The sequence below is a fragment of the Shewanella sp. AC34-MNA-CIBAN-0136 genome (genome assembly GCF_040309945.1).
In the GTDB taxonomy this organism is placed as follows: domain Bacteria; phylum Pseudomonadota; class Gammaproteobacteria; order Enterobacterales; family Shewanellaceae; genus Shewanella.
Window position 1 is genome coordinate 1 of record NZ_JBEOPJ010000029.1, and the last position, 22,519, is coordinate 22,519.

The 22,519-nt window shown below is 42.2% G+C and carries 22 protein-coding genes and 3 tRNA genes; 18 read left to right on the top strand and 7 right to left on the bottom strand.

The window, feature by feature from the left end; all coding sequences use genetic code 11:
* The 6 genes from AAEY94_RS19835 to AAEY94_RS19860 form a co-directional block, all read right to left on the bottom strand.
* Positions 1-75 (bottom strand) — tRNA-Gln (locus AAEY94_RS19835).
* 45 nt (positions 76-120) lie between these two features.
* Positions 121-205 (bottom strand) — tRNA-Leu (locus AAEY94_RS19840).
* 45 nt (positions 206-250) lie between these two features.
* Positions 251-327 (bottom strand) — tRNA-Met (locus AAEY94_RS19845).
* A gap of 213 nt (positions 328-540) precedes the next feature.
* A complete protein-coding gene (ychF, locus tag AAEY94_RS19850; RefSeq protein ID WP_101088712.1) occupies positions 541-1,632 on the bottom strand; it encodes a redox-regulated ATPase YchF in 1,092 nt (363 codons plus the stop codon).
* A 77-nt stretch (positions 1,633-1,709) separates the two neighbouring features.
* Positions 1,710-2,297, bottom strand: a complete 588-nt coding sequence (pth, locus tag AAEY94_RS19855; RefSeq protein WP_350979769.1) for an aminoacyl-tRNA hydrolase — start codon at positions 2,295-2,297, stop codon at positions 1,710-1,712.
* A 218-nt stretch (positions 2,298-2,515) separates the two neighbouring features.
* Complete coding sequence (locus tag AAEY94_RS19860; RefSeq protein ID WP_350979771.1) at positions 2,516-3,739, bottom strand: FAD-dependent monooxygenase; 1,224 nt, start codon at positions 3,737-3,739, stop codon at positions 2,516-2,518.
* 227 nt (positions 3,740-3,966) lie between these two features.
* Here AAEY94_RS19860 and AAEY94_RS19865 point away from each other — a divergent pair, with 227 nt between their 5' ends.
* The 8 genes from AAEY94_RS19865 to AAEY94_RS19900 all read left to right on the top strand — a co-directional run bounded on the left by AAEY94_RS19865 (position 3,967) and on the right by AAEY94_RS19900 (position 10,991).
* Positions 3,967-4,374 (top strand): hypothetical protein, encoded by a 408-nt coding sequence (locus tag AAEY94_RS19865; protein WP_350979773.1) that lies wholly within the window; start codon positions 3,967-3,969, stop codon positions 4,372-4,374.
* An 82-nt stretch (positions 4,375-4,456) separates the two neighbouring features.
* Positions 4,457-5,881 (top strand): tRNA (N6-isopentenyl adenosine(37)-C2)-methylthiotransferase MiaB, encoded by a 1,425-nt coding sequence (gene miaB / locus AAEY94_RS19870; RefSeq protein ID WP_350979775.1) that lies wholly within the window; start codon positions 4,457-4,459, stop codon positions 5,879-5,881.
* A gap of 161 nt (positions 5,882-6,042) precedes the next feature.
* A complete protein-coding gene (locus AAEY94_RS19875; protein ID WP_162023778.1) occupies positions 6,043-7,107 on the top strand; it encodes a PhoH family protein in 1,065 nt (354 codons plus the stop codon).
* The gene (ybeY, locus tag AAEY94_RS19880) at positions 7,104-7,574 is read left to right on the top strand and encodes an rRNA maturation RNase YbeY (protein ID WP_350979778.1); all 471 of its coding nucleotides are present in this window, start codon (positions 7,104-7,106) and stop codon (positions 7,572-7,574) included. The genes AAEY94_RS19875 and ybeY overlap by 4 nt, the downstream gene beginning before the upstream one ends.
* Before the next feature lie 45 nt (positions 7,575-7,619).
* On the top strand, positions 7,620-8,498 hold the full coding sequence (gene corC / locus AAEY94_RS19885; protein WP_101088705.1) for a CNNM family magnesium/cobalt transport protein CorC: 879 nt from the start codon (positions 7,620-7,622) through the stop codon (positions 8,496-8,498).
* A gap of 3 nt (positions 8,499-8,501) precedes the next feature.
* The gene (lnt, locus tag AAEY94_RS19890) at positions 8,502-10,064 is read left to right on the top strand and encodes an apolipoprotein N-acyltransferase (protein WP_350979780.1); all 1,563 of its coding nucleotides are present in this window, start codon (positions 8,502-8,504) and stop codon (positions 10,062-10,064) included.
* Positions 10,065-10,076: 12 nt separating this feature from the next.
* Positions 10,077-10,589 carry a prepilin-type N-terminal cleavage/methylation domain-containing protein gene (locus AAEY94_RS19895; RefSeq protein ID WP_101088703.1) on the top strand — a complete coding sequence of 171 codons (513 nt, stop codon included), beginning with the start codon at positions 10,077-10,079 and terminating at the stop codon, positions 10,587-10,589.
* Positions 10,590-10,700: 111 nt separating this feature from the next.
* A complete protein-coding gene (locus AAEY94_RS19900) occupies positions 10,701-10,991 on the top strand; it encodes a DUF6482 family protein (protein ID WP_174839650.1) in 291 nt (96 codons plus the stop codon).
* 16 nt (positions 10,992-11,007) lie between these two features.
* Here AAEY94_RS19900 and AAEY94_RS19905 read toward each other — a convergent pair whose 3' ends face one another.
* On the bottom strand, positions 11,008-11,508 hold the full coding sequence (locus AAEY94_RS19905) for a zinc ribbon-containing protein (RefSeq protein ID WP_101088702.1): 501 nt from the start codon (positions 11,506-11,508) through the stop codon (positions 11,008-11,010).
* A 120-nt stretch (positions 11,509-11,628) separates the two neighbouring features.
* Between AAEY94_RS19905 and leuS the strand changes: the two genes are divergently transcribed.
* From leuS to AAEY94_RS19955, 10 genes are all read left to right on the top strand, one after another.
* Positions 11,629-14,220, top strand: coding sequence for a leucine--tRNA ligase (leuS, locus tag AAEY94_RS19910; RefSeq protein WP_350979800.1), 2,592 nt, complete (start codon positions 11,629-11,631; stop codon positions 14,218-14,220).
* A gap of 139 nt (positions 14,221-14,359) precedes the next feature.
* A complete protein-coding gene (locus AAEY94_RS19915; protein WP_350979783.1) occupies positions 14,360-14,854 on the top strand; it encodes an LPS-assembly lipoprotein LptE in 495 nt (164 codons plus the stop codon).
* The gene (gene holA, locus AAEY94_RS19920; RefSeq protein ID WP_182744297.1) at positions 14,854-15,888 is read left to right on the top strand and encodes a DNA polymerase III subunit delta; all 1,035 of its coding nucleotides are present in this window, start codon (positions 14,854-14,856) and stop codon (positions 15,886-15,888) included. Before AAEY94_RS19915 ends, holA begins: the two co-directional genes overlap by 1 nt.
* A 21-nt stretch (positions 15,889-15,909) precedes the next feature.
* Positions 15,910-16,545 (top strand): nicotinate-nucleotide adenylyltransferase, encoded by a 636-nt coding sequence (gene nadD / locus AAEY94_RS19925; RefSeq protein ID WP_350979786.1) that lies wholly within the window; start codon positions 15,910-15,912, stop codon positions 16,543-16,545.
* 161 nt (positions 16,546-16,706) lie between these two features.
* Positions 16,707-17,036, top strand: coding sequence for a ribosome silencing factor (gene rsfS / locus AAEY94_RS19930; RefSeq protein ID WP_011636184.1), 330 nt, complete (start codon positions 16,707-16,709; stop codon positions 17,034-17,036).
* Positions 17,036-17,506 carry a 23S rRNA (pseudouridine(1915)-N(3))-methyltransferase RlmH gene (gene rlmH / locus AAEY94_RS19935; protein WP_350979788.1) on the top strand — a complete coding sequence of 157 codons (471 nt, stop codon included), beginning with the start codon at positions 17,036-17,038 and terminating at the stop codon, positions 17,504-17,506. The genes rsfS and rlmH overlap by 1 nt, the downstream gene beginning before the upstream one ends.
* A gap of 129 nt (positions 17,507-17,635) precedes the next feature.
* Positions 17,636-19,492, top strand: coding sequence for a penicillin-binding protein 2 (gene mrdA, locus AAEY94_RS19940; RefSeq protein WP_101088698.1), 1,857 nt, complete (start codon positions 17,636-17,638; stop codon positions 19,490-19,492).
* On the top strand, positions 19,474-20,595 hold the full coding sequence (gene rodA / locus AAEY94_RS19945; RefSeq protein WP_011636181.1) for a rod shape-determining protein RodA: 1,122 nt from the start codon (positions 19,474-19,476) through the stop codon (positions 20,593-20,595). Before mrdA ends, rodA begins: the two co-directional genes overlap by 19 nt.
* 14 nt (positions 20,596-20,609) lie before the next feature.
* A complete protein-coding gene (gene mltB, locus AAEY94_RS19950) occupies positions 20,610-21,623 on the top strand; it encodes a lytic murein transglycosylase B (RefSeq protein WP_502959415.1) in 1,014 nt (337 codons plus the stop codon).
* On the top strand, positions 21,613-22,425 hold the full coding sequence (locus tag AAEY94_RS19955) for a septal ring lytic transglycosylase RlpA family protein (RefSeq protein WP_350979791.1): 813 nt from the start codon (positions 21,613-21,615) through the stop codon (positions 22,423-22,425). The genes mltB and AAEY94_RS19955 overlap by 11 nt, the downstream gene beginning before the upstream one ends.
* Positions 22,426-22,519: the final 94 nt, after the last annotated feature.

The window sequence follows — 22,519 nt, forward strand, 5'->3', positions numbered from 1 at the left end:
TGGCTGGGATACAAGGATTCGAACCTTGGAATGCTGAGATCAAAACCCAGTGCCTTACCGCTTGGCGATATCCCAATCAAACTTTTTGAAACATCCGCTTAAGCCAATATTTCTAATAAATGGTACGGAAGGAGAGACTTGAACTCTCACACCTTGCGGCACCAGAACCTAAATCTGGCGTGTCTACCAATTCCACCACTCCCGCACAACACTCTAGTTTAACATCTTGAGCAGATGGGTAAGAAATAGATGGTAGCAATAGCGGGACTTGAACCTGCGACCCCAGCATTATGAGTGCTGTGCTCTAACCAGCTGAGCTATATTGCCACTATTTCTTGCTATCCCTCTTGGTGAGGAACGGGGCGTATTATGCTTATTCAGGTTATCTAGGTCAACTGGTTTTTTTCGCTATTTTCATCAATTCGACTTGTTCGGCTATAACTTCACCAAACTGAATGCCGAATCGACAAAATAAACCCAATTAACACACCTTAAACACCTTTACGCCCCATTTTAATTTCTAATTAACGTAAGTGACACTTATACGTTAAATAAGAAATGCATTACATCGCCATCTTTAACGATGTATGTTTTACCTTCAACACGTAATTTACCAGCATCTTTGGCGCCAGCTTCACCTTTGTAGGTAATAAAATCTTGATATGCCATAACCTGTGCACGAATAAAGCCACGTTCAAAGTCGGTATGGATTACGCCTGCAGCTTGTGGGGCAGAAGCACCAACAGGTACTGTCCATGCGCGAACTTCTTTTACACCTGCAGTAAAGTACGTTTGCAGATTCAGTAATTCGTAACCTGCACGAATTACGCGGTCTAAGCCAGACTCTTCTAAACCAAGGTCAGCCATAAACTCTGCGCGGTCATCTGCTTCCATTTCTGCTAATTCAGATTCAATAGCAGCACATACAGGCACAACGATAGCATTTTCTGTAGCGGCAATAGCACGAACAACATCTAAATGAGGGTTGTTTTCGAAACCATCATCGGCAACGTTAGCAATGTACATTGTTGGTTTAATCGTTAAGAAGTTAAGGTAAGCAACGGCTGCTAACTCTTCTTTAGTTAATTCCAACGAACGCAACATTTGGCCTTCATTTAACAATGGACGCATTTTTTCAAGTACAGCGACTTCAAATTTTGCATCACCGTCGCCGCCTTTAGCACGTTTAGCTTGACGAAAAATAGCGCGCTCACATGCGTCTAAGTCTGCTAGAGCTAGCTCTGTATTAATGACTTCAATATCGCCAGCTGGATCAATTTTATTCGCTACGTGAACAATGTTCGGGTCTTCAAAACAGCGTACTACATGACCAATTGCATCAGTTTCACGAATGTTAGCTAAAAACTTGTTACCTAAGCCTTCACCTTTCGATGCACCAGCGACTAGACCAGCGATATCAACGAACTCCATAGAAGTAGGTAAAATACGTTGAGGTTTAACAATAGCAGCTAACGCATCAAGACGTGCATCTGGTACCGGTACCACACCCGTGTTTGGCTCAATAGTGCAAAACGGAAAGTTTGCCGCTTCAATACCCGCTTGTGTTAACGCATTAAACAACGTTGACTTACCCACGTTTGGCAGACCAACAATGCCGCATTTAAAACCCATATGCTTACCTTTATATATGTAGAGTTATCCCATTGGATAATGATGTCGAAAGGGTGTTAAAACAAAACTCGCTTGGCTTATTCTGCTTTGAACGAATGTAATCTATGCATGGCTTTCGCCATGTCTTGGTTAAATAAAATCTCGGTTGAACGAACCGCTTCATCAATCGCGGCGTTTATTCGCTCTTGCTCTATCGTTGGTGCCCTGCCAAGTACGTAGCCGCTGACTTTATTTTTATCGCCTGGATGGCCAATGCCAATGCGCAAACGATGAAAGTTTTTGTCGTTACCTAAACTGGCAATAATGTCTTTTAAACCATTATGACCACCATGGCCACCGCCCAACTTGAATTTAGCCACACCAGGATCCATATCCAGCTCATCATGGGCGACTAAGATTTCCTCGGGCAAAATGCGGAAAAAATTGGCTAACGCTGCAACCGACTTACCACTTAAGTTCATATACGTTGTCGGGATCAGTAAACGAACATCCCTGCCATGCAACGTTGCACGGGCTGTGACACCAAAATATTTACTCTCTGCAACCAAAGGGACATTACATATACGCGCTAATTCTTGCGCGTACCATGCACCAGCATTATGGCGAGTTTGTGCGTATTCAGCACCCGGATTTGCCAACCCGACAATCAATTTAATGTTACTCATCACAACCTAGTCAGTTTAATAGCAAACAATGCTGCTAAATGCCTTCATGGGGTACATCAAAATACACATGATGCAAAACGCGGCATTTTATACCAATTTCACTCATAATGTAATCATTCAAAGCCACTCATGCTTTACGGTTGACGACTCTTTATAGAAGTCATGTTTGTTGCGTAGTAAGCCTAGCTAACAAATGGCACATATCGCCAACCGATAGTTTAATTCAGCCCAAGCGCGTACTTCAATACTTTACGTTTTAGCGGTGAGTCGATATTGGCCAGTTTTAACGCGCCATTACGCAGTAATTTTAATGGCAATAAATTGTTACTAAAACCAGCGTAAAAAGCATCCATTGCAGTCATCATCAATTGATTATCATAATATCGCGCCTGCTGATAATGCTTTAATACACTCGCATGCCACCATGTTTTACCATTACCAATAGCATTAGCAATTTGAGCCACCAGCACATCGACATCTTTAAAGCCAATATTAACGCCTTGGCCAGCTAATGGATTAATCGTGTGAGCTGCATCGCCAATAATAACCAGATTATCTTGATAATATTGTTGTGCATGGCGCCGAGTTAATGGAAAACTACCGCGATTTTCAACAGTAAAATTAGGGTCTAATCTCGATGGGAAATGCAGCCTGATTTGTTCAGCAAGTTGTAGATCATTCAGTTGAGATAACTGTTTAATACGATTGGCATCGTCATACCACACTAACGAAGCATTATTTCCAGGAAGCGGCAGTAAGCTTCTAGGCCCTGCTGGAGTAAATTGCTGCCAGGTAATTGATTGCTGCGGAGTTTGAGTACTTATATTGATTAACATTGCCGATTGGGCATAATCCCAACCTGTCACCCCAATACCAGCCCATTGGCGCACTTGCGAGTTAGCCCCATCGGCACCAACAAGTAATGCTGTAGTAAGCATATCGCCATTATCCAGCAAAACACCGACTTGATGACCATCTCTTAAACGCGAAAACTGCATCACTTTAGCTGGACACAGTAAGGTGATGTTGTCCATTTGATGAATTTGTTGCCATAGGCTTAATTGAATTAAACGGTTTTCAAAAAAATAGCCTAAGTGCGGCTGGCCAACTTGTTCGGCGCTAAATGCAGTAAGGCAGCCATCAAGTTCCCATGTTTCTAAACCAGTATATTGCACATGACGCATGGTTAGCAGCTCATCCATAACACCAAGTCGCGCTAACAATTGCTCAGATGCCACACTAATTGCCGAAACTCGTACATCTAGAGGCTGCTCAGGTTCATAAGGTTGCGGTTGGCGAGATTCAATCACTGCAACACTGAGCCCTAACTGACCTAATCCAATCGCTGCTGCTGCACCGACCATTCCGCCGCCAACAACGACAACATCATAATGATTAGTGTGACCAGTGGTGTTCGTTGATGTGAATGAAGCATCTTGCATTGTGTTGGCATCCATAAATAGTGAGATGAGTTTCTGTTTAATATGACAGTGAATAGAGGTCAATATATGTATAAATATGTCTATAAGAGCTAAAGCATGACCAAATGTTGCTATAACGGCTTTTTCCTACATCCGCTTACAATGAACAAAAATCAATCAATAAACGATTTTATATACTGTGACTGTCTGATTAATTGATCCACTTTACGTAATCAAGAGAGGACATCATGAACCGTCACCATCAATTTGTACGCCATTACATTCGCTATGGTTTAATTGCCACAGTTTTGATCACCACAATCATAAGTTGCGCATTAATACTGTCGACTAATGCCAGTGCCAATAACCCCAAAAATAATTTAATCATTCCGGACGCAACAAATATAGGTTCCATTGAAACCATTACCGTGACATATCGTAATGCATTCGATTATGCCCTATATCAACAAACCACGGAAATGTTGCTCAGCTTTAATCGCGATTTAAGCCAAAGTAATCTCGTTCAAGTCCAGCAACAAAGTCGCCAAATGGCCGCGGAATTTGGTTTTTACTCCGCTCAATCCATCACGTTTAACGCCAACGATAAATCATTACAATTTTCAAGGCTATTACAAAGTTTAGATTCAAATGAGTGAAACTTGCACTAGTGCTAGCCAGACCGCCTGACAACAGGTAAAATGTCGCGCTATTTTTACTGTGATTTACTGGCGAGCACTGATGAGTAAAAAACTTCATATTAAAACCTGGGGCTGTCAAATGAATGAGTATGACTCATCAAAGATGGCCGATTTATTAGACGACTATCAAGGATATACCTTGACCGAGGACGCAAGCGAAGCAGATGTTCTGCTGCTTAATACTTGCTCTATTCGTGAAAAAGCACAGGAGAAGGTATTCCATCAGCTAGGGCGTTGGAAATCTTTAAAAGATAAAAATCCTAATTTAATTATTGGGGTCGGCGGTTGCGTTGCCTCGCAAGAAGGTAAAGCAATTAAAGATCGCGCTCAATGCGTTGATATTATCTTTGGTCCACAAACATTGCATCGTTTACCTGAGATGATTGAACAAATTCAACGTGGCGAAAAAGCCGTGATTGATATCAGTTTCCCAGAAATTGAGAAGTTCGATCGTCTTCCTGAGCCTCGCGCTGACGGTCCAACCGCGTTCGTGTCAATTATGGAAGGTTGCAGTAAGTACTGTTCTTTCTGCGTGGTACCTTATACCCGTGGTGAAGAAGTCAGCCGTCCGTTAGATGACGTTATTCTTGAAGTGGCCCAATTAGCCGCCCAAGGTGTACGTGAAGTCAATTTATTAGGTCAAAACGTTAACGCATATCGCGGTGCAACTCATGATGATGAGATATGTACCTTTGCGGAATTATTGCGCCTAGTGGCCTCAATTGACGGTATCGACCGTCTACGTTTTACCACTAGCCACCCAATTGAATTCACCCAAGACATTATCGATGTGTATGAAGACACGCCTGAATTGGTGAGCTTCCTGCATTTACCGGTGCAATCGGGTTCTGATCGTATTTTGACCCAAATGAAACGCGGTCACATGGCAATTGAATACAAGTCGATTATTCGTCGCTTGCGTAAAGCGCGTCCTGATATTCAAATCAGTTCAGACTTTATTATTGGTTTCCCTGGCGAATCTAAACAAGATTTCGCTGATACCATGAAACTGATTGAAGATGTTGGTTTTGACCACAGCTTTAGCTTTATCTACAGCGCTCGCCCAGGCACGCCTGCGGCAGATTTGCCTGATGATGTTAGCGACGAAGAAAAGAAGCAGCGTTTAGCGATTTTACAAGAGCGCATTACGCAACAAGCAATGCGTTATAGCCGTCATATGTTAGGCTCGGTTCAACGTATTTTAGTAGAAGGTCCATCGGTAAAGAATCCAATGGAACTTCGCGGTCGTACTGAAAACAGTCGAGTCGTTAACTTTGAAGCCGCCCACACTCATATCGGCAGTTTCGTTGATGTGAAAATTGTTGATGTTTATACCAACTCATTACGCGGCGAATTTGTCCGTGGTGAAGATGAAATGGATTTACGACGCAGTTTACAACCAGCTGATATTATGGCTAAACACAAGCAAGATGACGTATTAGGTGTGACCCACTTTAAGCCGTAATTCATGTTTGTTGCTTAAGATGATATTAAAGGCGGCTTGTCCGCCTTTAATTTTGCCTAAAATTAGTCATATTATGGTAATTCGATACAGAGACTCGTAAACTGTCATTATTACTAAATGGCATATATTTTGTTGTCCAATACCAAAACCTGGAGCCTTATTTGACCACTAAAGTCACTACCATGAATTTGTATCTAGAACCTTCAGATACTCGCCGCCTCGTGTCATTATGTGGCCCATTTGATGACAACATCAAACAGCTAGAGCGCCGATTAGGTGTTGAGATTGTTCATAAAGATAACCACTTCACTATTGTTGGACTACCACGTAATGCGCTCAATGCCAATAACTTGCTGCGTCAGTTATACATTGAAACCCAAACCGTAAAAGGCAGCACGCCAGACTTAGAACCTGAAGTAGTGCATTTAGCCATTCAAGAAGCCATTAACCTTGAAGCACAGCAAGACTCTGACGACAGTAGCATCCATATAAAAACTAAGCGTGGTGTGATTAAGCCTCGTACACCAAATCAAAGTGTGTACATGCATAATATCACTCGTCACGACATCAGCTTTGGTATTGGCCCTGCTGGTACAGGTAAAACTTACCTTGCTGTTGCAGCGGCGGTTGATGCGTATGAGCGACAAGAAGTGCGTCGTATTCTATTAACTCGTCCTGCGGTTGAAGCCGGCGAGAAACTCGGTTTTTTACCGGGCGATTTAAGCCAAAAAGTAGATCCATATCTACGCCCACTTTATGATGCCTTATTTGAGATGATGGGTTTTGAGAAGGTTGAAAAACTGATTGAACGCGGCGTAATTGAAGTCGCCCCGCTCGCTTACATGCGCGGCCGGACTCTCAATGATGCTTTCATTATTTTAGATGAAGCCCAAAACACCACAGTTGAACAAATGAAAATGTTCTTAACCCGTATTGGGTTTAATTCTCGTGCGGTGATCACTGGCGACATTACTCAAATTGATTTACCTCGTAGCCAAAAATCAGGCCTACGTCACGCCATTGAGGTTCTCAGTGAAGTATCTGAGATCAGCTTTAATTTCTTTATTGCCCAAGATGTGGTCCGCCACCCTGTTGTTGCTCGTATCGTTGAAGCGTATGAAGCATTCGAGCAACAAGAGCAAATCCAAAAAACCATCAAAGAACAAGCTTATCGTGAACGTGAGCAGAAACGTCAGCTAATAGATAAAGAGGAAAGTGCTCAATGAGCCAGCAAGGGATATCATTAGATCTCGACCTGCAAATTGCAGTCGATAATCCACATTTACCGACTCAAGCTGAGTTTGAAACTTGGGTTCGAACGGCTATTGGCCAAACAATGCCAGTAGTCGAGTTAACCATTCGTATTGTTGATATTGCCGAGAGTCAGCAGCTCAATTCAACTTATCGCGGTAAAGACAAACCAACTAACGTATTGTCGTTTCCGTTTGAAGCGCCGCCTGAAGTTGAATTGCCATTATTGGGTGACCTCGTTATCTGTGCACCAGTGGTGGAACGAGAAGCAATTGAGCAAAATAAACCGCTAATCGCACACTGGGCACACATGGTCATACACGGTAGCTTGCATTTGCTGGGTTATGACCATATTATCGACGAAGAAGCCGATGAGATGGAGTCATTAGAGACCCAACTTGTTGAAGGCTTAGGTTTTGACAATCCCTATAAGGAAGCATAAATAAACAAGGTATATCTTATAGATAACCCTGTTTAGGTAAATATTATGAGTGACGATATCCCCCCGAGTACAAACGCCCACAAGAAGAGCTGGTTCGATAAAATTAACCAATTATTTCAGGGCGAACCTCAAAATCGCGAAGATTTAGTTGATGTCATCGCCGGTGCAGAAATGCGTGACCTCATCACCGAAGATACTCGCGAAATGATTAAAGGTGTATTAGAGGTTTCCGACCTTCGTGTGCGCGACATCATGATCCCAAGATCGCAAATTGTTACCATTCAAATAGACTCGACCGTCGATGAGTTTTTAGAAATCGTCATGGATTCAGGTCACTCTCGCTTCCCTGTTGTTAATGAAGACAAAGATCATATTGAAGGCATTTTACTGGCTAAAGATTTGATCAAATACGGATTTAAACAATCTGATGAATCTTTTACTCTTGCCCAAGTGATTAGACCTGCCGTGGTCGTTCCTGAAAGTAAAAGAGTCGATGTACTGCTCAAAGAATTCCGCTCGCAGCGCTACCATATGGCGATTGTTGTCGATGAATATGGTGGAGTGTCAGGCCTAGTCACTATTGAAGATATTCTCGAAGAAATTGTCGGGGAAATTGAAGATGAATTTGACCATAATTCAGTTGAAGATACCGAAATCAAAAAACTCAGTAACACGGTGTTCATGGTAAAAGCGCTGACTGAAATTGAAGATTTCAACGATGCCTGTGGTACCAACTTCAGTGATGAAGAGTTCGATACTGTCGGTGGTATGGTGTCGCATGCATTTGGCCATTTACCAGAACGTAATGAAAGCATTATCATCAACAATATCGAGTTCAAAGTCATTAACGCAGATAACCGCCGCTTGGTGCAACTTCGTGTTAAACTCCCTGACCCTAATATTAGTGAAGAATTCGACGACTAAATCGTGCTAAAAACTCAACCTTTACACTCTTCTTTGAGTATTGTTCGTCTGGTGACGGCATTTATTGCTGGCGCCAGTACGGCACTTTCGTTTGCGCCTTATGAAATTTGGGCCATATTTCCTTTAGCATTGAGTTTTGCCCTATGGCAGAGTCATACATTAACCGCCAAACAAAGTTTGTATTACTGGCTTAGTTTCGGTTTTGGCTGCTTTGCCATTGGCATTAGTTGGGTGCATGTCAGTATTGATACCTTTGGTGGCATGCCCATTGTTGTGTCGATAACCTTAATGGCTTTACTGGCACTGTATCTGGCAATTTATCCCGCAATAACAGGATACTTGCTCAGCAAGTTATCTCGCACAGCTAAGCACTCCTTAAATCCTTACTTTACCTATCTAGGATTATTCCCAGCATTATGGGTGCTAACTGAATGGTTAAGAGGATGGGTACTGACAGGTTTCCCTTGGATTTGGGCTGGCTACAGCCAAACATTAGGGCCTCTTAGTGAATTTGCCAGCTTTATTGGTGCGTTAGGACTGAGCTTTGTGGTGGCTTTAGTTGCAGGCTCACTGATGCTGTTAACACAAAAGCGAGTATTCCCAGTGTTAATCATATTACCTATCTTGGCATTAAGCGCTTGGGCGGCACCGCAACTCAACCCAATATCAGCCAGTGGTAAAACAGTTAAAGTGGCATTAGTGCAGGGTAATATTTCCCAAAGTATGAAGTGGGAGCCAGATGCATTGTGGCCAACCATGCTTAAATACATGGATTTAACCCGTGAGCAATTTGATGATGCCTCTAGTGTCGATATCGTTATTTGGCCAGAAGCTGCCATTCCTGCACCAGAAGCCATGGTGGAAGACTTTTTATTGAATGCCAATCAAGTCGCCAATATGAATAACATTGCGATTATTACAGGCATTATTAGCCACCAGCAAAATGATTTTTATAACTCATTAATCGTATTAGGTAATCACCATCAGAAACAGCAACAAAGTGCTGACTATATTGCCGGTGGCACCAACGAGTTTAAGAAACATCATTTACTGCCAATTGGTGAGTTCGTGCCATTAGGGGATTTATTACGCCCTATTGCACCGTTTTTTAATTTACCAATGTCATCATTCCAACGTGGTGACTACACTCAACCTAATTTAATTGCACTGGGTTATCATGTAGCACCGGCGATTTGTTATGAAATTGCCTTTCCAGAGCAAGTAAGAGCAAGCGTTACAAATGAAACAGATATGCTACTCACAGTATCAAACGACGCTTGGTTTGGCGCATCTAACGGGCCATTACAACACATGGAAATAGCCCAAATGCGTGCCATTGAAATGGGTAAACCTCTTCTGCGTGGTACCAATAATGGCATTACTGCAGTCGTTGATCCGCATGGACGAATTACCGATGCTATCCCGCAGTTTGAAACTGGGGTGTTAGTAACCAATATTGCACTTTATCAAGGTGAAACTTGGTTTAGAAAAATAGGTCAATTCCCCTTACTCATACTGTGCGGTTTATTAGTGTTATTTGGTGTCAGAAACGTCTTACGTAAATAACAGGACAATTTGATGTCACAATCGATTCGACTCCAAACACAGGTTCTCTCAAAAGGATTTACCTTAATAGAGTTGATTGTGGTCATCATTATTTTAGGCATTCTAGCGCTGGTTGCAGCACCTAAATTTATTGGCTTGAGTACCGAAGCGAGACAGCGCACCCTATCGGGCCTCATGGGCAGCATTAAAACAGCCAATACTCTGGTGTATGCCCGTTCAAAAATGACGAGCTTACGAGTGCAAGCCGTCACAAACCGCGATGACTTAATCGATATTGATATCGACAACGACGGAGTATTTGAAACTCGGTTAAAATGGGGCTATTTAGACAACACGGACATTGAAAAATGGATCGTTGTGGATGACGCTTTTACCATTCAATATCAAGGAATTGCTATTACTTATATCGGATATGATAAAGATGATAATGGCCAGGTCATCAATGACAATTGTTACTTTTCTTACACTCAAGCCGCAGATGCAAATACAGCACCCCAATATCAAACTGTAGTCAGTGGTTGCTAATCTAAAACCGTCTTTCAATGCATTTAGATGTTAAAAATAAGCTATCAATATAAACTAAGCTTCAGCTTGCTTCGTAATGTCTTAAGTAAACAACTATTGGTGAAGATTACGATGCAACTATTTGAAATAAAATTAGCCATATCCCAACAAACTAAACATCCAACGATTATTAGTTATGCCGACTCAAATCATTATTTGCTCGGTGTTAAAGATCTGCTGGGAAATTTTTACAGTGTTCGCAATAAAGCAGGGAAACAGCTGAGTTTCAACTCAATCAAACAAGCTGAAGTGTTATTGAAACAACAAGGCATTCATTATGCCATGCTAGAAATTCAGACAGCGTATGATGAAATGATCGGTAACAGCAGTACGAGTCACTACCATTACCGAGTAGAGTTTTAAGTATTCACTTAGCTGATTATGGTGTTAACGGCTCCCTTGAAAACTCATTATAATCACATTTTGGGCAGTCGGGGATGACCCCAGGAAAATCGATTTGCATTTGATGACCACATTTATCGCAGGTCAGTTTACCTTGGTTAATAATTTCCCCAGACTTATAAACACCATGATGTTTAAAATCTTGTAAAAGTTCATGCCACTCCACTTGGCTACGATCAGTTATTTCGCTCAACCACTGCCATAATGTATTCTCAATCCCAATAACCATCGGACTAAAACTCAAATTATCGGCATTTTCCTCATTTAAGAAGGCTGCAATGTCACGCTTTAAAAATTCTTCTACTAAAGCGAGCTCTTCTTCATCTGCATGAGATTTTAGTTTTAAATACTCTTTACCCTGGGTCACTGACTTAAACAAACTTTTAGCAGTCAATGAGTTATCTTGCTCAAACGAGGTTTTCACCTGTTCGAATAGTGACTGATATAAGGCTAATAGTGCTGAACTTTTTCCACTCATAAGTAATACTCCTTAATACGCACCTTTTTAATAGATCACTTCTGGTTTATTCTATGCAGTTATAAATCTCGCTGCTGAGCGTTAGATCAAACAATGGGCGGCATGGCCGGAAATAGATTGATGCAAGAGCTATATAATCCCTCAGAAATTGAAGCCTTAGTGCAAAAGCACTGGCACGAACATAAAACCTTTGAAGTTACTGAAGATGAAAGCAAAGAGAAATTCTATTGTCTTTCAATGTTTCCGTATCCTTCAGGTCGTCTTCACATGGGCCACGTCCGTAACTACACAATAGGCGATGTAGTGGCACGATATCAACGTTTGCAAGGTAAAAATGTTTTGCAACCGATTGGTTGGGACTCATTTGGTCTGCCTGCAGAAAATGCCGCGATCAATAATAAGACCTCGCCGGCACCGTGGACATACGAAAATATCGACTACATGAAGAACCAACTTAAGCTATTAGGCTTTGGTTATGACTGGAGTCGTGAAATCGCTACCTGTACCCCTGAGTACTATCGTTGGGAACAATGGTTTTTCACTCAGTTGTATGCCAAAGGTTTAGTGTACAAAAAAACCTCATCAGTAAACTGGTGTCCAAACGATGAAACTGTACTCGCAAACGAGCAAGTACAAGATGGTTGCTGCTGGCGCTGTGATACTGAAGTTATTCAGAAAGAAATTCCTCAGTGGTTTATTAAAATTACCGATTACGCTGAAGAATTACTTAACGACATCGACACGTTAGATGGCTGGCCTGAGCAGGTTAAATCCATGCAACGCAACTGGATTGGCCGCAGTGAAGGTATTGAAATGACCTTTGCCGTTGCTGACAGTGATGCCTCGTTTGACATCTACACCACTCGCCCAGATACGTTAATGGGCGTGACTTATGTAGCTATTGCAGCAGGTCATCCTTTAGCTGAACAGTCTGCATTGAATAACCCTGAGTTAGCCGCATTTTTAGAAGAATGTAAAAATGCTGATACCACTGAAGCTGCGATGGCTTCGATGGAGAAAAAAGGCGTAGCAACCGGTTTACAAGCTATTCATCCTATTAGCGGCAAGTTAGTACCTATTTGGGTAGCTAACTTTGTATTGATGAATTACGGCACGGGTGCGGTAATGTCGGTACCTGCTCATGATCAACGCGATTATGAATTTGCGCTTAAATATAAGCTTGCGATTGAAGCGGTCATTAAGCCAGTAGATGGCGAAGTAGACGTCAGCAAAGAAGCCTACACCGAAAAAGGCATCCTATTTAATTCTGGAGACACTTTCCCAGAGCTTGACGGTTTAGACTTTCAAGCGGCTTTTGAAGCCATTGATGCTCGATTAACTGCAGAAGGCAAAGGCAAGCGTCAAGTAAACTACCGTTTACGTGACTGGGGTGTATCTCGTCAGCGTTACTGGGGCGCTCCTATCCCAATGGTGACCCTCGCAGATGGTACTGTTGTGCCAACGCCTGAAGATCAACTGCCAGTTATTTTGCCAGAAGATGTGGTGATGGACGGTATTCAAAGTCCAATTAAAGCCGATAAGGCTTGGGCCGAAACCACCGTCAACGGTCAGCCAGCAACCCGTGAAACAGATACCTTTGATACCTTTATGGAATCATCGTGGTATTACGCCCGTTACTGTAGCCCTCACGCAGACGAAATGTTAGATCCTGCTAAAGCTAACTACTGGTTACCAGTAGATCAGTACATTGGCGGTATCGAACACGCTTGTATGCATTTATTGTATTTCCGCTTTTTCCATAAGTTGCTACGTGATGCTGGCTTAGTCAACAGTGATGAGCCCGCAAAGCAATTACTGACTCAAGGCATGGTATTAGCAGATGCTTATTACTACACCAACGAAAAAGGTGCCCGAGTTTGGGTATCACCTTTAGAAGTGACTGTGGTAGAAAAAGACGACAAAGGCCGCATTATTAAAGCGATAGACAATCAAGGTCATGAACTGGTTTACACTGGTATGAGTAAGATGTCTAAATCGAAAAATAACGGTATCGATCCACAAGTTATGGTTGAAAAGTACGGTGCTGATACCGTACGTTTATTCATGATGTTTGCCTCGCCACCAGAATTAACCCTGGAATGGCAAGAGTCTGGCGTTGAAGGAGCACATCGCTTCATTAAACGTTTCTGGAAATTGGCTAGCGATCATGTTGCTGCAGGTAAAACTGACCCATTAGATACCAGCAAATTAAATGCCGATCAAAAAGCATTGCGCCGTGAATTACATAAGACCATTGCCAAAGTCAGCGATGACATTGCACGTCGTCAAATGTTTAACACCGCTGTAGCCTCAGTAATGGAACTAATGAACCATTTACTGAAAGCCTCACAAGAAACGGCTCAAGATCGAGCATTACTTGCTGAAGCTTTGTCTGCAGTAACGCGTTTGCTTTACCCTATTGTTCCGCATATGACGTTTACGTTATGGAATGAGCTAGGTAACGAAGGTGATATTGAAGATAGCCGTTGGCCTGAAGTCGATGAGTCTGCGTTAGTCGAAGACAGCAAGCTCATTGTGGTACAAGTAAACGGAAAGGTTCGCGCAAAAATTACTGTTGCTGCTGATGCATCAAAAGAAGATGTAGAAGCATTAGGCATGAGTGATGAGCACGTACAAAAACACACTGAAGGGTTAACGGTTCGTAAAGTCATTTACGTGCCCGGCAAACTATTAAGTATTGTTGCTAACTAAGTTGTCTTAATGAGGAGGCTCGTCAGCCTCCGAAATTAGGGTGATAACGTTAACGCTTCAGTGTTATAACTTACCGCGGGTACACCGCGGTAAGTTATTTATTTAACCATGCAAATAAACAAGGATGCCTCCCCTCACTATGCTAGCCAAAAAAATCTGTTTAGCCATAATGACATTGGTGCTACTGACCACTGCAGGATGCGGCTTCAAACTCCAACGCAGTTACTCCATCCCTGCCGAATTGGCCGAATTGCATTTAAGCAGCAGCGATGAATACAGTGAGTTAACTCGCTTAGTTCGTGACAGATTACGGATCAACCGTATAAGCCTTGTCGATGCAGCAGAAAAAACACCGACATTACGGTTAATTAACGACTCACTGGAACGTGCCACATTGTCACTTTATCCCACTGGAAATGTCGCAGAATATGAGCTGATCTACTTAGTGCATTATTCGGTCACTTTACCAGGACAAGAGCCACAAAATTTTGATACTGAAATCCGTCGAGATTATCAAGACGATCCTCGTACTGCATTAGCAAAAAGCCGTGAAATGGAGTTGTTGGTTAAAGAAATGCGCGTACAGGCAGCCGATTATATTATCCAAACTCTGGCGTCAATCGGGGCAGAGTAATGCGGGTTTATCCTGATCAACTCAAACAACATCTCAAACCGCTACCTCAATGTTTTTTACTGTTTGGTGATGACCCATGGTTAATCGAAAACAGTAAACAATTGATCCTCAACGCCGCTAAAAAACAAGGCTTTGAAGAGCGTGTACAGTTAAGCCAAGAAACCGGTTTTAACTGGGGAGATTTAGTCCAAGAATGGCAAGCAATGAGCTTATTTGCCAGTAGGCGGATTATTGAGTTAACCCTGCCGCAAGGCAAACCTGGCATGGAAGGCGCTGCAGCATTTCAAACGCTGTTGCAACACCCTAATCCTGATATGTTATTGATTATTCAAGGCCCCAAAGCCAGTGCAGAGCAAACCAATAGCAAATGGTTTAAATCACTCGATGCCAAAGGTATATACCTACCCTGCACCACGCCTGAAGGTAAACAGTTTGAACGCTGGTTAGACAGTCGTATTTCTCATTATGAACTCACGGTTCACCATGATGCCAAAGCCATGTTGTTTACCCTATTTGAAGGTAACTTATTGGCGGCTGAACAAGCGATGCAATTGTTACAACTGCTCAGCCCTAAGCAAAATATTGCCCCAGAACAACTCAGTGAATATTTCGAAGACCAATCTCGTTTCAGTGTGTTTCAACTTTGTGATGCCATTCTAGGTAATCATCAAAAACATGCGCAACATATGTTGGCTCAATTGCAGGCTGAAGGCACTGCTATGCCCATTTTAATGTGGGCTTTATTCAAAGAGATAAATTTGCTGCTCACCTTGAAACTGGCCGTTCATAATGGCGAGCAACTCAGTAAACTGTGGGGCCAGCACCGGATTTGGGATAAGCGTAAACCACTCTATCAAGCTGCAATAACGCGATTAGATTTAGATCATATCGAACATATGCTCGCGTTTGCGTCTAAATTAGAATTAAATCTAAAACAAAAAGGGCTTGAAGATTGGATTGGTCTCAGCCATCTTTGCATTTTATTTGATCCACGAGCACATAACCGTTTAGCTCATATTGAATTAACTGACTGAGACAAAAAGTAAGGACAGCGAATGCGTATCGGTATTTTGGGTGGCACGTTCGACCCTATCCATCTAGGACATATCAATCCTGCACTAGATGTAAAACAGCAACTTCATTTAGACCAGATTTGGCTAATGCCCAATCATATACCTCCGCATAAAAATACTACCGTAGTCAGTACTCATCACCGGCTTGAAATGGTGAAGTTAGTTTGCCAGCAATACCCAGAATTTAAGCTATGTGATATCGAAATCAATCGCGACACCCCCTCTTACAGTGTCACTACGCTCACATTACTCACCCAACAATATCCTGATGATGAATTCTTTTTCATTATGGGCATGGACTCATTTGTTCAATTACCATTGTGGTATCAATGGCAATCATTGTTTAATCTGTGCCATATTGCGTTGTGTCAACGCCCTGGTTGGGCAATGGACACCCACAGCGAAATGACCAAGCAATTATTATTCAGACAAGCAACCGCAGACTATCTCGACTCGCCTTTTCATGCTAAAAATGGAAGAATATTCAGCATAAACAGCCAGTTAGTTGATATATCCTCAACTGAAATACGTCAGAAATTAGCTCAAAATATTGATATCAGCACGGTTTTACCCCAAACAACAACTGAATACATTCATCAACATCAGCTCTATCGCTAACACTGCAAACCGCACAGCAGTTAACTCAATTTTTATGATTGTTGGTTAACTCTGCATCGGACACAAAATTAAATCTATCGCTGTTTAGCCATGCTTAATTGCGCATCAACAGTGAATTTGAGTATAATACTCCGTTAATTTTTACTTATGAGGTACTTCGAGTGCAAGGCACCGAACTAAAAGATTTCGTTATCGACAAAGTCGATGATTTAAAAGCAAAAAATATTACTGTTATAGATGTATCTAAGCGGTCAACCATTACCGACACTATGATCATTTGTACTGGTACATCAAAAACACACGTTCGATCTATTGGTGAGCACGTAATCGTGTCAGCAAAAAATGCTGGCGTGCAACCTCTTGGGGTCGAAGGTCGTGACAGCAGTGAATGGGTATTAGTTGATTTAGGCTCAGTGATTTTGCATGTGATGCAAGAACAAACTCGTGATTACTACGAGCTTGAAAAACTTTGGTCTGAACACAGCGTCTAATGAAGTTACAGCTTATTGCCGTTGGCACCAAAATGCCCGATTGGGTAACCCGAGGCTTCGAAGAATACCAACGCCGTTTCCCTAGAGATATGGCTTTGGAACTCATCGAAATCCCAGCAGGGAAACGCGGGAAAAATGCTGATATCGCCCGAATTTTACATAGGGAAGGCGAATTAATGCTAGCGGCAGTAGCAAAAGGTAACCACATTGTCAGCCTAGATTTACCCGGTAAAAACTGGACAACACCAGAACTTGCCGAGCAAATGACAAAGTGGCAACTCGATGGTAGAGATGTCAGCTTACTTATTGGTGGCCCAGAAGGACTTTCACCTGCTTGTAAAGAGGCGGCCAACCAAAGCTGGTGTTTATCTGCCCTGACCTTACCTCACCCTTTGGTTAGGGTTATTGTGGCAGAAAGCCTATATCGAGCTTGGAGCGTCAATAACAATCATCCGTATCACAGAGAATAAACTCAGTCGCATGAATAACTAAGCTTATCGATAATGATTATCATGCAACTCTTTTTTTCATGTTCATCAGCTGATACTGTGACCTTCTATAATTCAACCTTCCATTTGGTAAAGACGGGGATAGCATAAGTGTCGCCAAATAAGCGCATTACCATGCATGATCACGCCGCAGAGGCCGCGCTATTTAAACGCCGTGCATTATTCACTTTTATTTGCGTATTCTTTCTACTCTGCATCTTATTTTCGAATCTTTATCATCTTCAAGTTGTCTCTTACAAAGACTATGAAACTCGTTCAAATGATAACCGTATCCGTGTGGTTCCGACTCCGCCTAGCAGAGGGTTAATTTATGACCGTCATGGCGTACTATTGGCCGAAAACCAACCTTATTATTCTTTAGAACTTATTCCAGAAAAAGTCGATGACATTACCGCGACTTTGGACGAGCTTAATACCTTCATTGAACTCTCAGAAGATGAGCGCGAAAGCATCACTGAAACCTTAAAGTTTCATCGCCGGTTTAAGCCGTTAACCATTAAAAGTAAATTAACCGACGAACAAGTCGCCATCTTTAGTGTTAATCAATATAAATTTCCTGGTATTTATGTTGAAGCTGGTCTTAAGCGTCATTATCCCTTTAATGCGCTAATGACTCATGTATTGGGTTATGTCGGCAAAATTAATAGCCGAGATAAAGCCTTACTTGAAAAAAGCAGTCAGTGGAAAAACTATGCTGCAACCAAAGATATTGGTAAGCAAGGTATTGAAAAATTTTATGAAAGTTTACTTCATGGTACCCCTGGTCACCTCGAAGAAGAGGTCAATAATCGTGGCAGAGTGATCCGCACGCTTAAAGTGACTCCGCCAACACCAGGACAAGATATCTATCTCACGTTAGATCTCAAACTACAGCAGAAGGCCATGGAGCTTTTAGATGGCCGCAAAGGCTCCGTTGTGGCTATAGATCCTAGAGATGGCGGTGTTTTAGCCATGATTTCAAGCCCATCATATGACCCAAACCCCTTTGTTCACGGCATTAGTTCTAAAGCTTATAATGAGCTGTTAAACGATAAGTCGCGGCCATTAATAAATCGTTCAACCCAAGGGCAATACTCTCCAGCGTCAACCATCAAACCGCATGTGGCATTACTTGGGTTAGAAGAAAAAATCATTAGCGAACGCACGCGGATTTGGGATCCAGGCTATTGGCAAATGCCAGGCGTCGATCGCAAATGGGGCGACTGGAAAAAATGGGGCCATGGCTGGGTAGATATCTATCATGCCATTGTCGACTCTTGTGATATTTTCTTTTATGACCTCGTCTATAAAGTTGGCATCGATAGAATGGCCATATTTATGGATCGCTTTGGTTTTGGCAAAAGTACTGGCATTGATATTTTTGAAGAATCAGATGGCGTAATGCCATCTCGAGACTGGAAAAGAATGCGTTATAACCAACCTTGGTATAACGGCGATACAATTTCGGTCGGTATTGGCCAAGGATATTGGACCACTACTCCTCTACAGCTTGCTAATGCGGTGACTATCATGGCAAATAAAGGCAAGCGCTTTACGCCTCATCTATTAAAATCATTTAAAAATAGTACCGTTAAAATTGATTCGCCGATTGATGAGCAAGTACCAATAGAGCTTAAAGACCCTCGTAATTGGGACATCATCAATGAAGCTATGCGCCAAACGGCTGATAAATCTCGCTTTACCGATGCTACCTATACTGCAGCAATGAAAACGGGTACTGCACAGGTATTTAGCGTAGCTAAAGATCAAAAATATAATGCCAACACTATCGCAGAACACTTACGCGATAATGCATTAGTTGTTGCTTACGCTCCTTACGAAAACCCTCGTATTGTTTTGGCTGTGGTATTAGAAAACGCCGGCTGGGGTGGCGCCAATGCTGGCCCGCTAGCTCGAGCCTTGCTCGATGAGTATATTTTACGAGACGAATGGGCGGTAAAACCGTGAATAATCATGCATATCAAAAATCGTTTTGGCAAAAAATACACTTAGATGTGCCATTACTCATCGGCATCGTTATCTTAATGAGCTTTGGCCTTTTTGTGATTTATTCTGCCAGTGGCGAAGACCCTGCGATGATGGAGCGTCAACTGGTGCGTATGGCGTTGTCGTTAGGCGTCATGTTTTGCTTTGCACAAATCAATCCTGAAATACTCAGGCGTTGGGCTTTGCCTATTTATCTTGCTGGGGTAGCGTTACTCATCGGTGTTGAACTGTTCGGCACCATTAATAAAGGTGCCCAGCGCTGGCTAAACTTAGGATTTATGGAATTCCAACCATCGGAACTCATCAAACTAGCCTTCCCCATCACCATGGCGTGGTATATCAGTAAGTTCCCGCTGCCACCCAAAAAGCGATATCTGGCCGGTGGCGTTATTATTCTACTTATTCCAACATTACTCATTGCTAAACAACCTGACTTAGGCACCTCTATTTTGGTCGCAGCTTCTGGAGTATTTGTGTTGTTTTTATCTGGCATGAGCTGGCTAATTGTCGGCGGCTTTGTTACTGCGATTTTGATCTTTTTACCCGTATTGTGGTTTTTCTTGATGCACGATTATCAGCGTACTCGAGTATTAACCTTGTTTAATCCAGAACAAGATCCTCTCGGCGCGGGTTATCATATTATCCAGTCGAAAATTGCCATTGGTTCTGGTGGACTTTGGGGTAAAGGTTGGCTTGATGGGACTCAATCACAATTAGAGTTTTTACCTGAGCGACATACCGACTTTATCTTTGCAGTGATCGGAGAAGAGTTCGGATTAATTGGCAGTTTAGTGTTACTGGCAATGTATTTATTTGTCATTGGCAGGGGTCTGGTTATCGCTTCACGAGCACAGACCAGTTTTGCACGCTTATTGGCCGGAAGTATCACCCTAACGTTTTTTGTCTATGTTTTTGTTAACATCGGCATGGTATCAGGCATTCTACCTGTGGTTGGTGTACCTTTACCGCTAATCAGTTATGGTGGAACCTCAATGCTGACCTTAATGACAGGTTTTGGTATTTTAATGAGTATTCACACCCACAGACGATTTGTCGATAGATAGGATTAACGTTAACCATGACAAAAATAACCGTTCAAATCGCCAGCTTAGCATTACTTATGAGTGCTGTTTTTGACGCAAATGCAGTGACCGAAACTGATACTCAAGCGTTACAGAAAACCTTTATTGCCGAACAAGTAAAACAAGGATTTAAGCAACAAGAAGTCGAGCAGTTTTTAGCATCGTCAAGCTTCGACCAAACCATTATTGACGCGATATCAAAACCTTGGGAAGCGAAACCTTGGCACCAATATTATCCTATTTTTTTGACCGAAAAACGGTTGCAAAAAGGGCTAGAGTTTTGGCAAGAAAACCAGCAAACCATCGATAAAGCAGCCAAGCAATTTAACGTCGATCCACAAATTATAGTGGCGATCATTGGCATTGAAACATTCTATGGTGGTTACTTAGGCAATTATCGTGTGCAAGATGCCCTGTACACGCTGGGCTTTCATTACCCACCACGGGCAACGTTCTTTCGCAGTGAATATGCCAATTTAATGTCATTGATTAAAGAAGAAAAACTCGATAATGACACCTTAAAAGGCTCATATGCTGGAGCAATGGGTTACGGTCAATTCATTCCATCTAGCTACCGCCATTACGCTGTGGATTTTGATGGTGACGGTCGACGAGATTTATTAACCAGCAAAGCTGATGCAATTGGCAGTGTAGCTAACTATTTTCATCAACACGGTTGGCAAAAAGGCCAACCTGTAGCGTTATTGCTAAATCACACCTCAAGCACGGCCCCTAAAGCGAAGGTATGGACCAAAGAAAAGCTTCACTATAAGGTATCAGACATTCTTAGCCCATCATTAAGCTTGGCAGATAATCAAGATATGGATGCGTCACAAGCGGCATTGTTAATTAAACTAGATCAAGCTGAAAGCACTGAATACTGGCTCGGGCTTAAAAACTTTTATGTGATTACTCGCTATAATCGCAGCCCATTATATGCCATGGCGGTTTATCAGTTTAGCCAACAACTTAACGCTCATCATAAATCGGTAAATCAACATGGTCATTAATTACCGTTTAATCTTATTAATCATGTTGAGCAGTATCTTTCTCATTAGCTGCTCGTCAAATGATGCTAAAAAGACCTCTTCAGGGAAAAAAAGCCGCTATCAAATGGCTAACGATCGTTATCCTGATGATGCACCAGATGTGAGCTTGGTTAAAAACGCCCAACCTAAATACGAACCTTATAGCAGACAAGGTAATCGTAACTACACCGTATTAGGCAAAAGCTATCAAGTACTCGACAGCGGAAAGGGATTTAAAGAGCAAGGTCATGCATCATGGTATGGTTCAAAGTTTCATGGTCATTTAACCTCTAATGGCGAAACTTATGATATGTACACTATGTCTGCCGCGCATAAAAACCTGCCCTTACCCAGTTATGTCAAAGTGACCAATTTAGACAACAATAAACAAATTATTGTTAGGGTAAATGACCGCGGACCGTTTCATCATGGTCGAGTGATTGATCTATCTTATGCCGCTGCTTACCACTTAGGCATGCTGGCCAGAGGAACCGCAAAAGTCGCCATTGAAACCGTTTACATTCCCTCACCAGAAGAGCGAGTAATAAGCGATTTAAAAGATGATGATAATCACTTTATTCAAGTTGCAGCGTCGCAAGATAAACTGCGTATTAATATGTTAGCCAAACAGTTAGAAACCAAATACGCCGTTAATTCTCGCGTGACATCTATAAATGGCATGCACAGATTACAGTTGGGCCCGATCAGACAAATTCATCTAACCAATAAATTGCTCGATCGTGTGCAAACAGATGGTTATCCACAAAGCTTTATCGTACCGTAAGCCATAATACTGGTGATAAAGAGTAACATTAAGGTTCATTTACATTGGATGAATGAACCTTAATGCGAAATGACTGCCTACTAATGTATAATCG

Excerpts from the sequence above, each read along its gene's own strand:
- AAEY94_RS19860 (WP_350979771.1), bottom strand. The coding sequence starts at position 3,739 with ATGCAAGATGCTTCATTCACATCAACGAACACCACTGGTCACACTAAT.
- AAEY94_RS19900 (WP_174839650.1), top strand. The coding sequence starts at position 10,701 with ATGCAACTATTTGAAATAAAATTAGCCATATCCCAACAAACTAAACAT.
- nadD (WP_350979786.1), top strand. The coding sequence starts at position 15,910 with ATGCGTATCGGTATTTTGGGTGGCACGTTCGACCCTATCCATCTAGGA.
- pth (WP_350979769.1), bottom strand. The coding sequence starts at position 2,297 with ATGAGTAACATTAAATTGATTGTCGGGTTGGCAAATCCGGGTGCTGAA.
- AAEY94_RS19865 (WP_350979773.1), top strand. The coding sequence starts at position 3,967 with ATGAACCGTCACCATCAATTTGTACGCCATTACATTCGCTATGGTTTA.
- AAEY94_RS19955 (WP_350979791.1), top strand. The coding sequence starts at position 21,613 with ATGGTCATTAATTACCGTTTAATCTTATTAATCATGTTGAGCAGTATC.
- leuS (WP_350979800.1), top strand. The coding sequence starts at position 11,629 with ATGCAAGAGCTATATAATCCCTCAGAAATTGAAGCCTTAGTGCAAAAG.
- corC (WP_101088705.1), top strand. The coding sequence starts at position 7,620 with ATGAGTGACGATATCCCCCCGAGTACAAACGCCCACAAGAAGAGCTGG.
- rlmH (WP_350979788.1), top strand. The coding sequence starts at position 17,036 with ATGAAGTTACAGCTTATTGCCGTTGGCACCAAAATGCCCGATTGGGTA.
- holA (WP_182744297.1), top strand. The coding sequence starts at position 14,854 with ATGCGGGTTTATCCTGATCAACTCAAACAACATCTCAAACCGCTACCT.
- ybeY (WP_350979778.1), top strand. The coding sequence starts at position 7,104 with ATGAGCCAGCAAGGGATATCATTAGATCTCGACCTGCAAATTGCAGTC.
- rodA (WP_011636181.1), top strand. The coding sequence starts at position 19,474 with ATGGGCGGTAAAACCGTGAATAATCATGCATATCAAAAATCGTTTTGG.
- AAEY94_RS19905 (WP_101088702.1), bottom strand. The coding sequence starts at position 11,508 with ATGAGTGGAAAAAGTTCAGCACTATTAGCCTTATATCAGTCACTATTC.
- AAEY94_RS19915 (WP_350979783.1), top strand. The coding sequence starts at position 14,360 with ATGCTAGCCAAAAAAATCTGTTTAGCCATAATGACATTGGTGCTACTG.
- AAEY94_RS19895 (WP_101088703.1), top strand. The coding sequence starts at position 10,077 with ATGTCACAATCGATTCGACTCCAAACACAGGTTCTCTCAAAAGGATTT.
- ychF (WP_101088712.1), bottom strand. The coding sequence starts at position 1,632 with ATGGGTTTTAAATGCGGCATTGTTGGTCTGCCAAACGTGGGTAAGTCA.
- mltB (WP_502959415.1), top strand. The coding sequence starts at position 20,610 with ATGACAAAAATAACCGTTCAAATCGCCAGCTTAGCATTACTTATGAGT.
- miaB (WP_350979775.1), top strand. The coding sequence starts at position 4,457 with ATGAGTAAAAAACTTCATATTAAAACCTGGGGCTGTCAAATGAATGAG.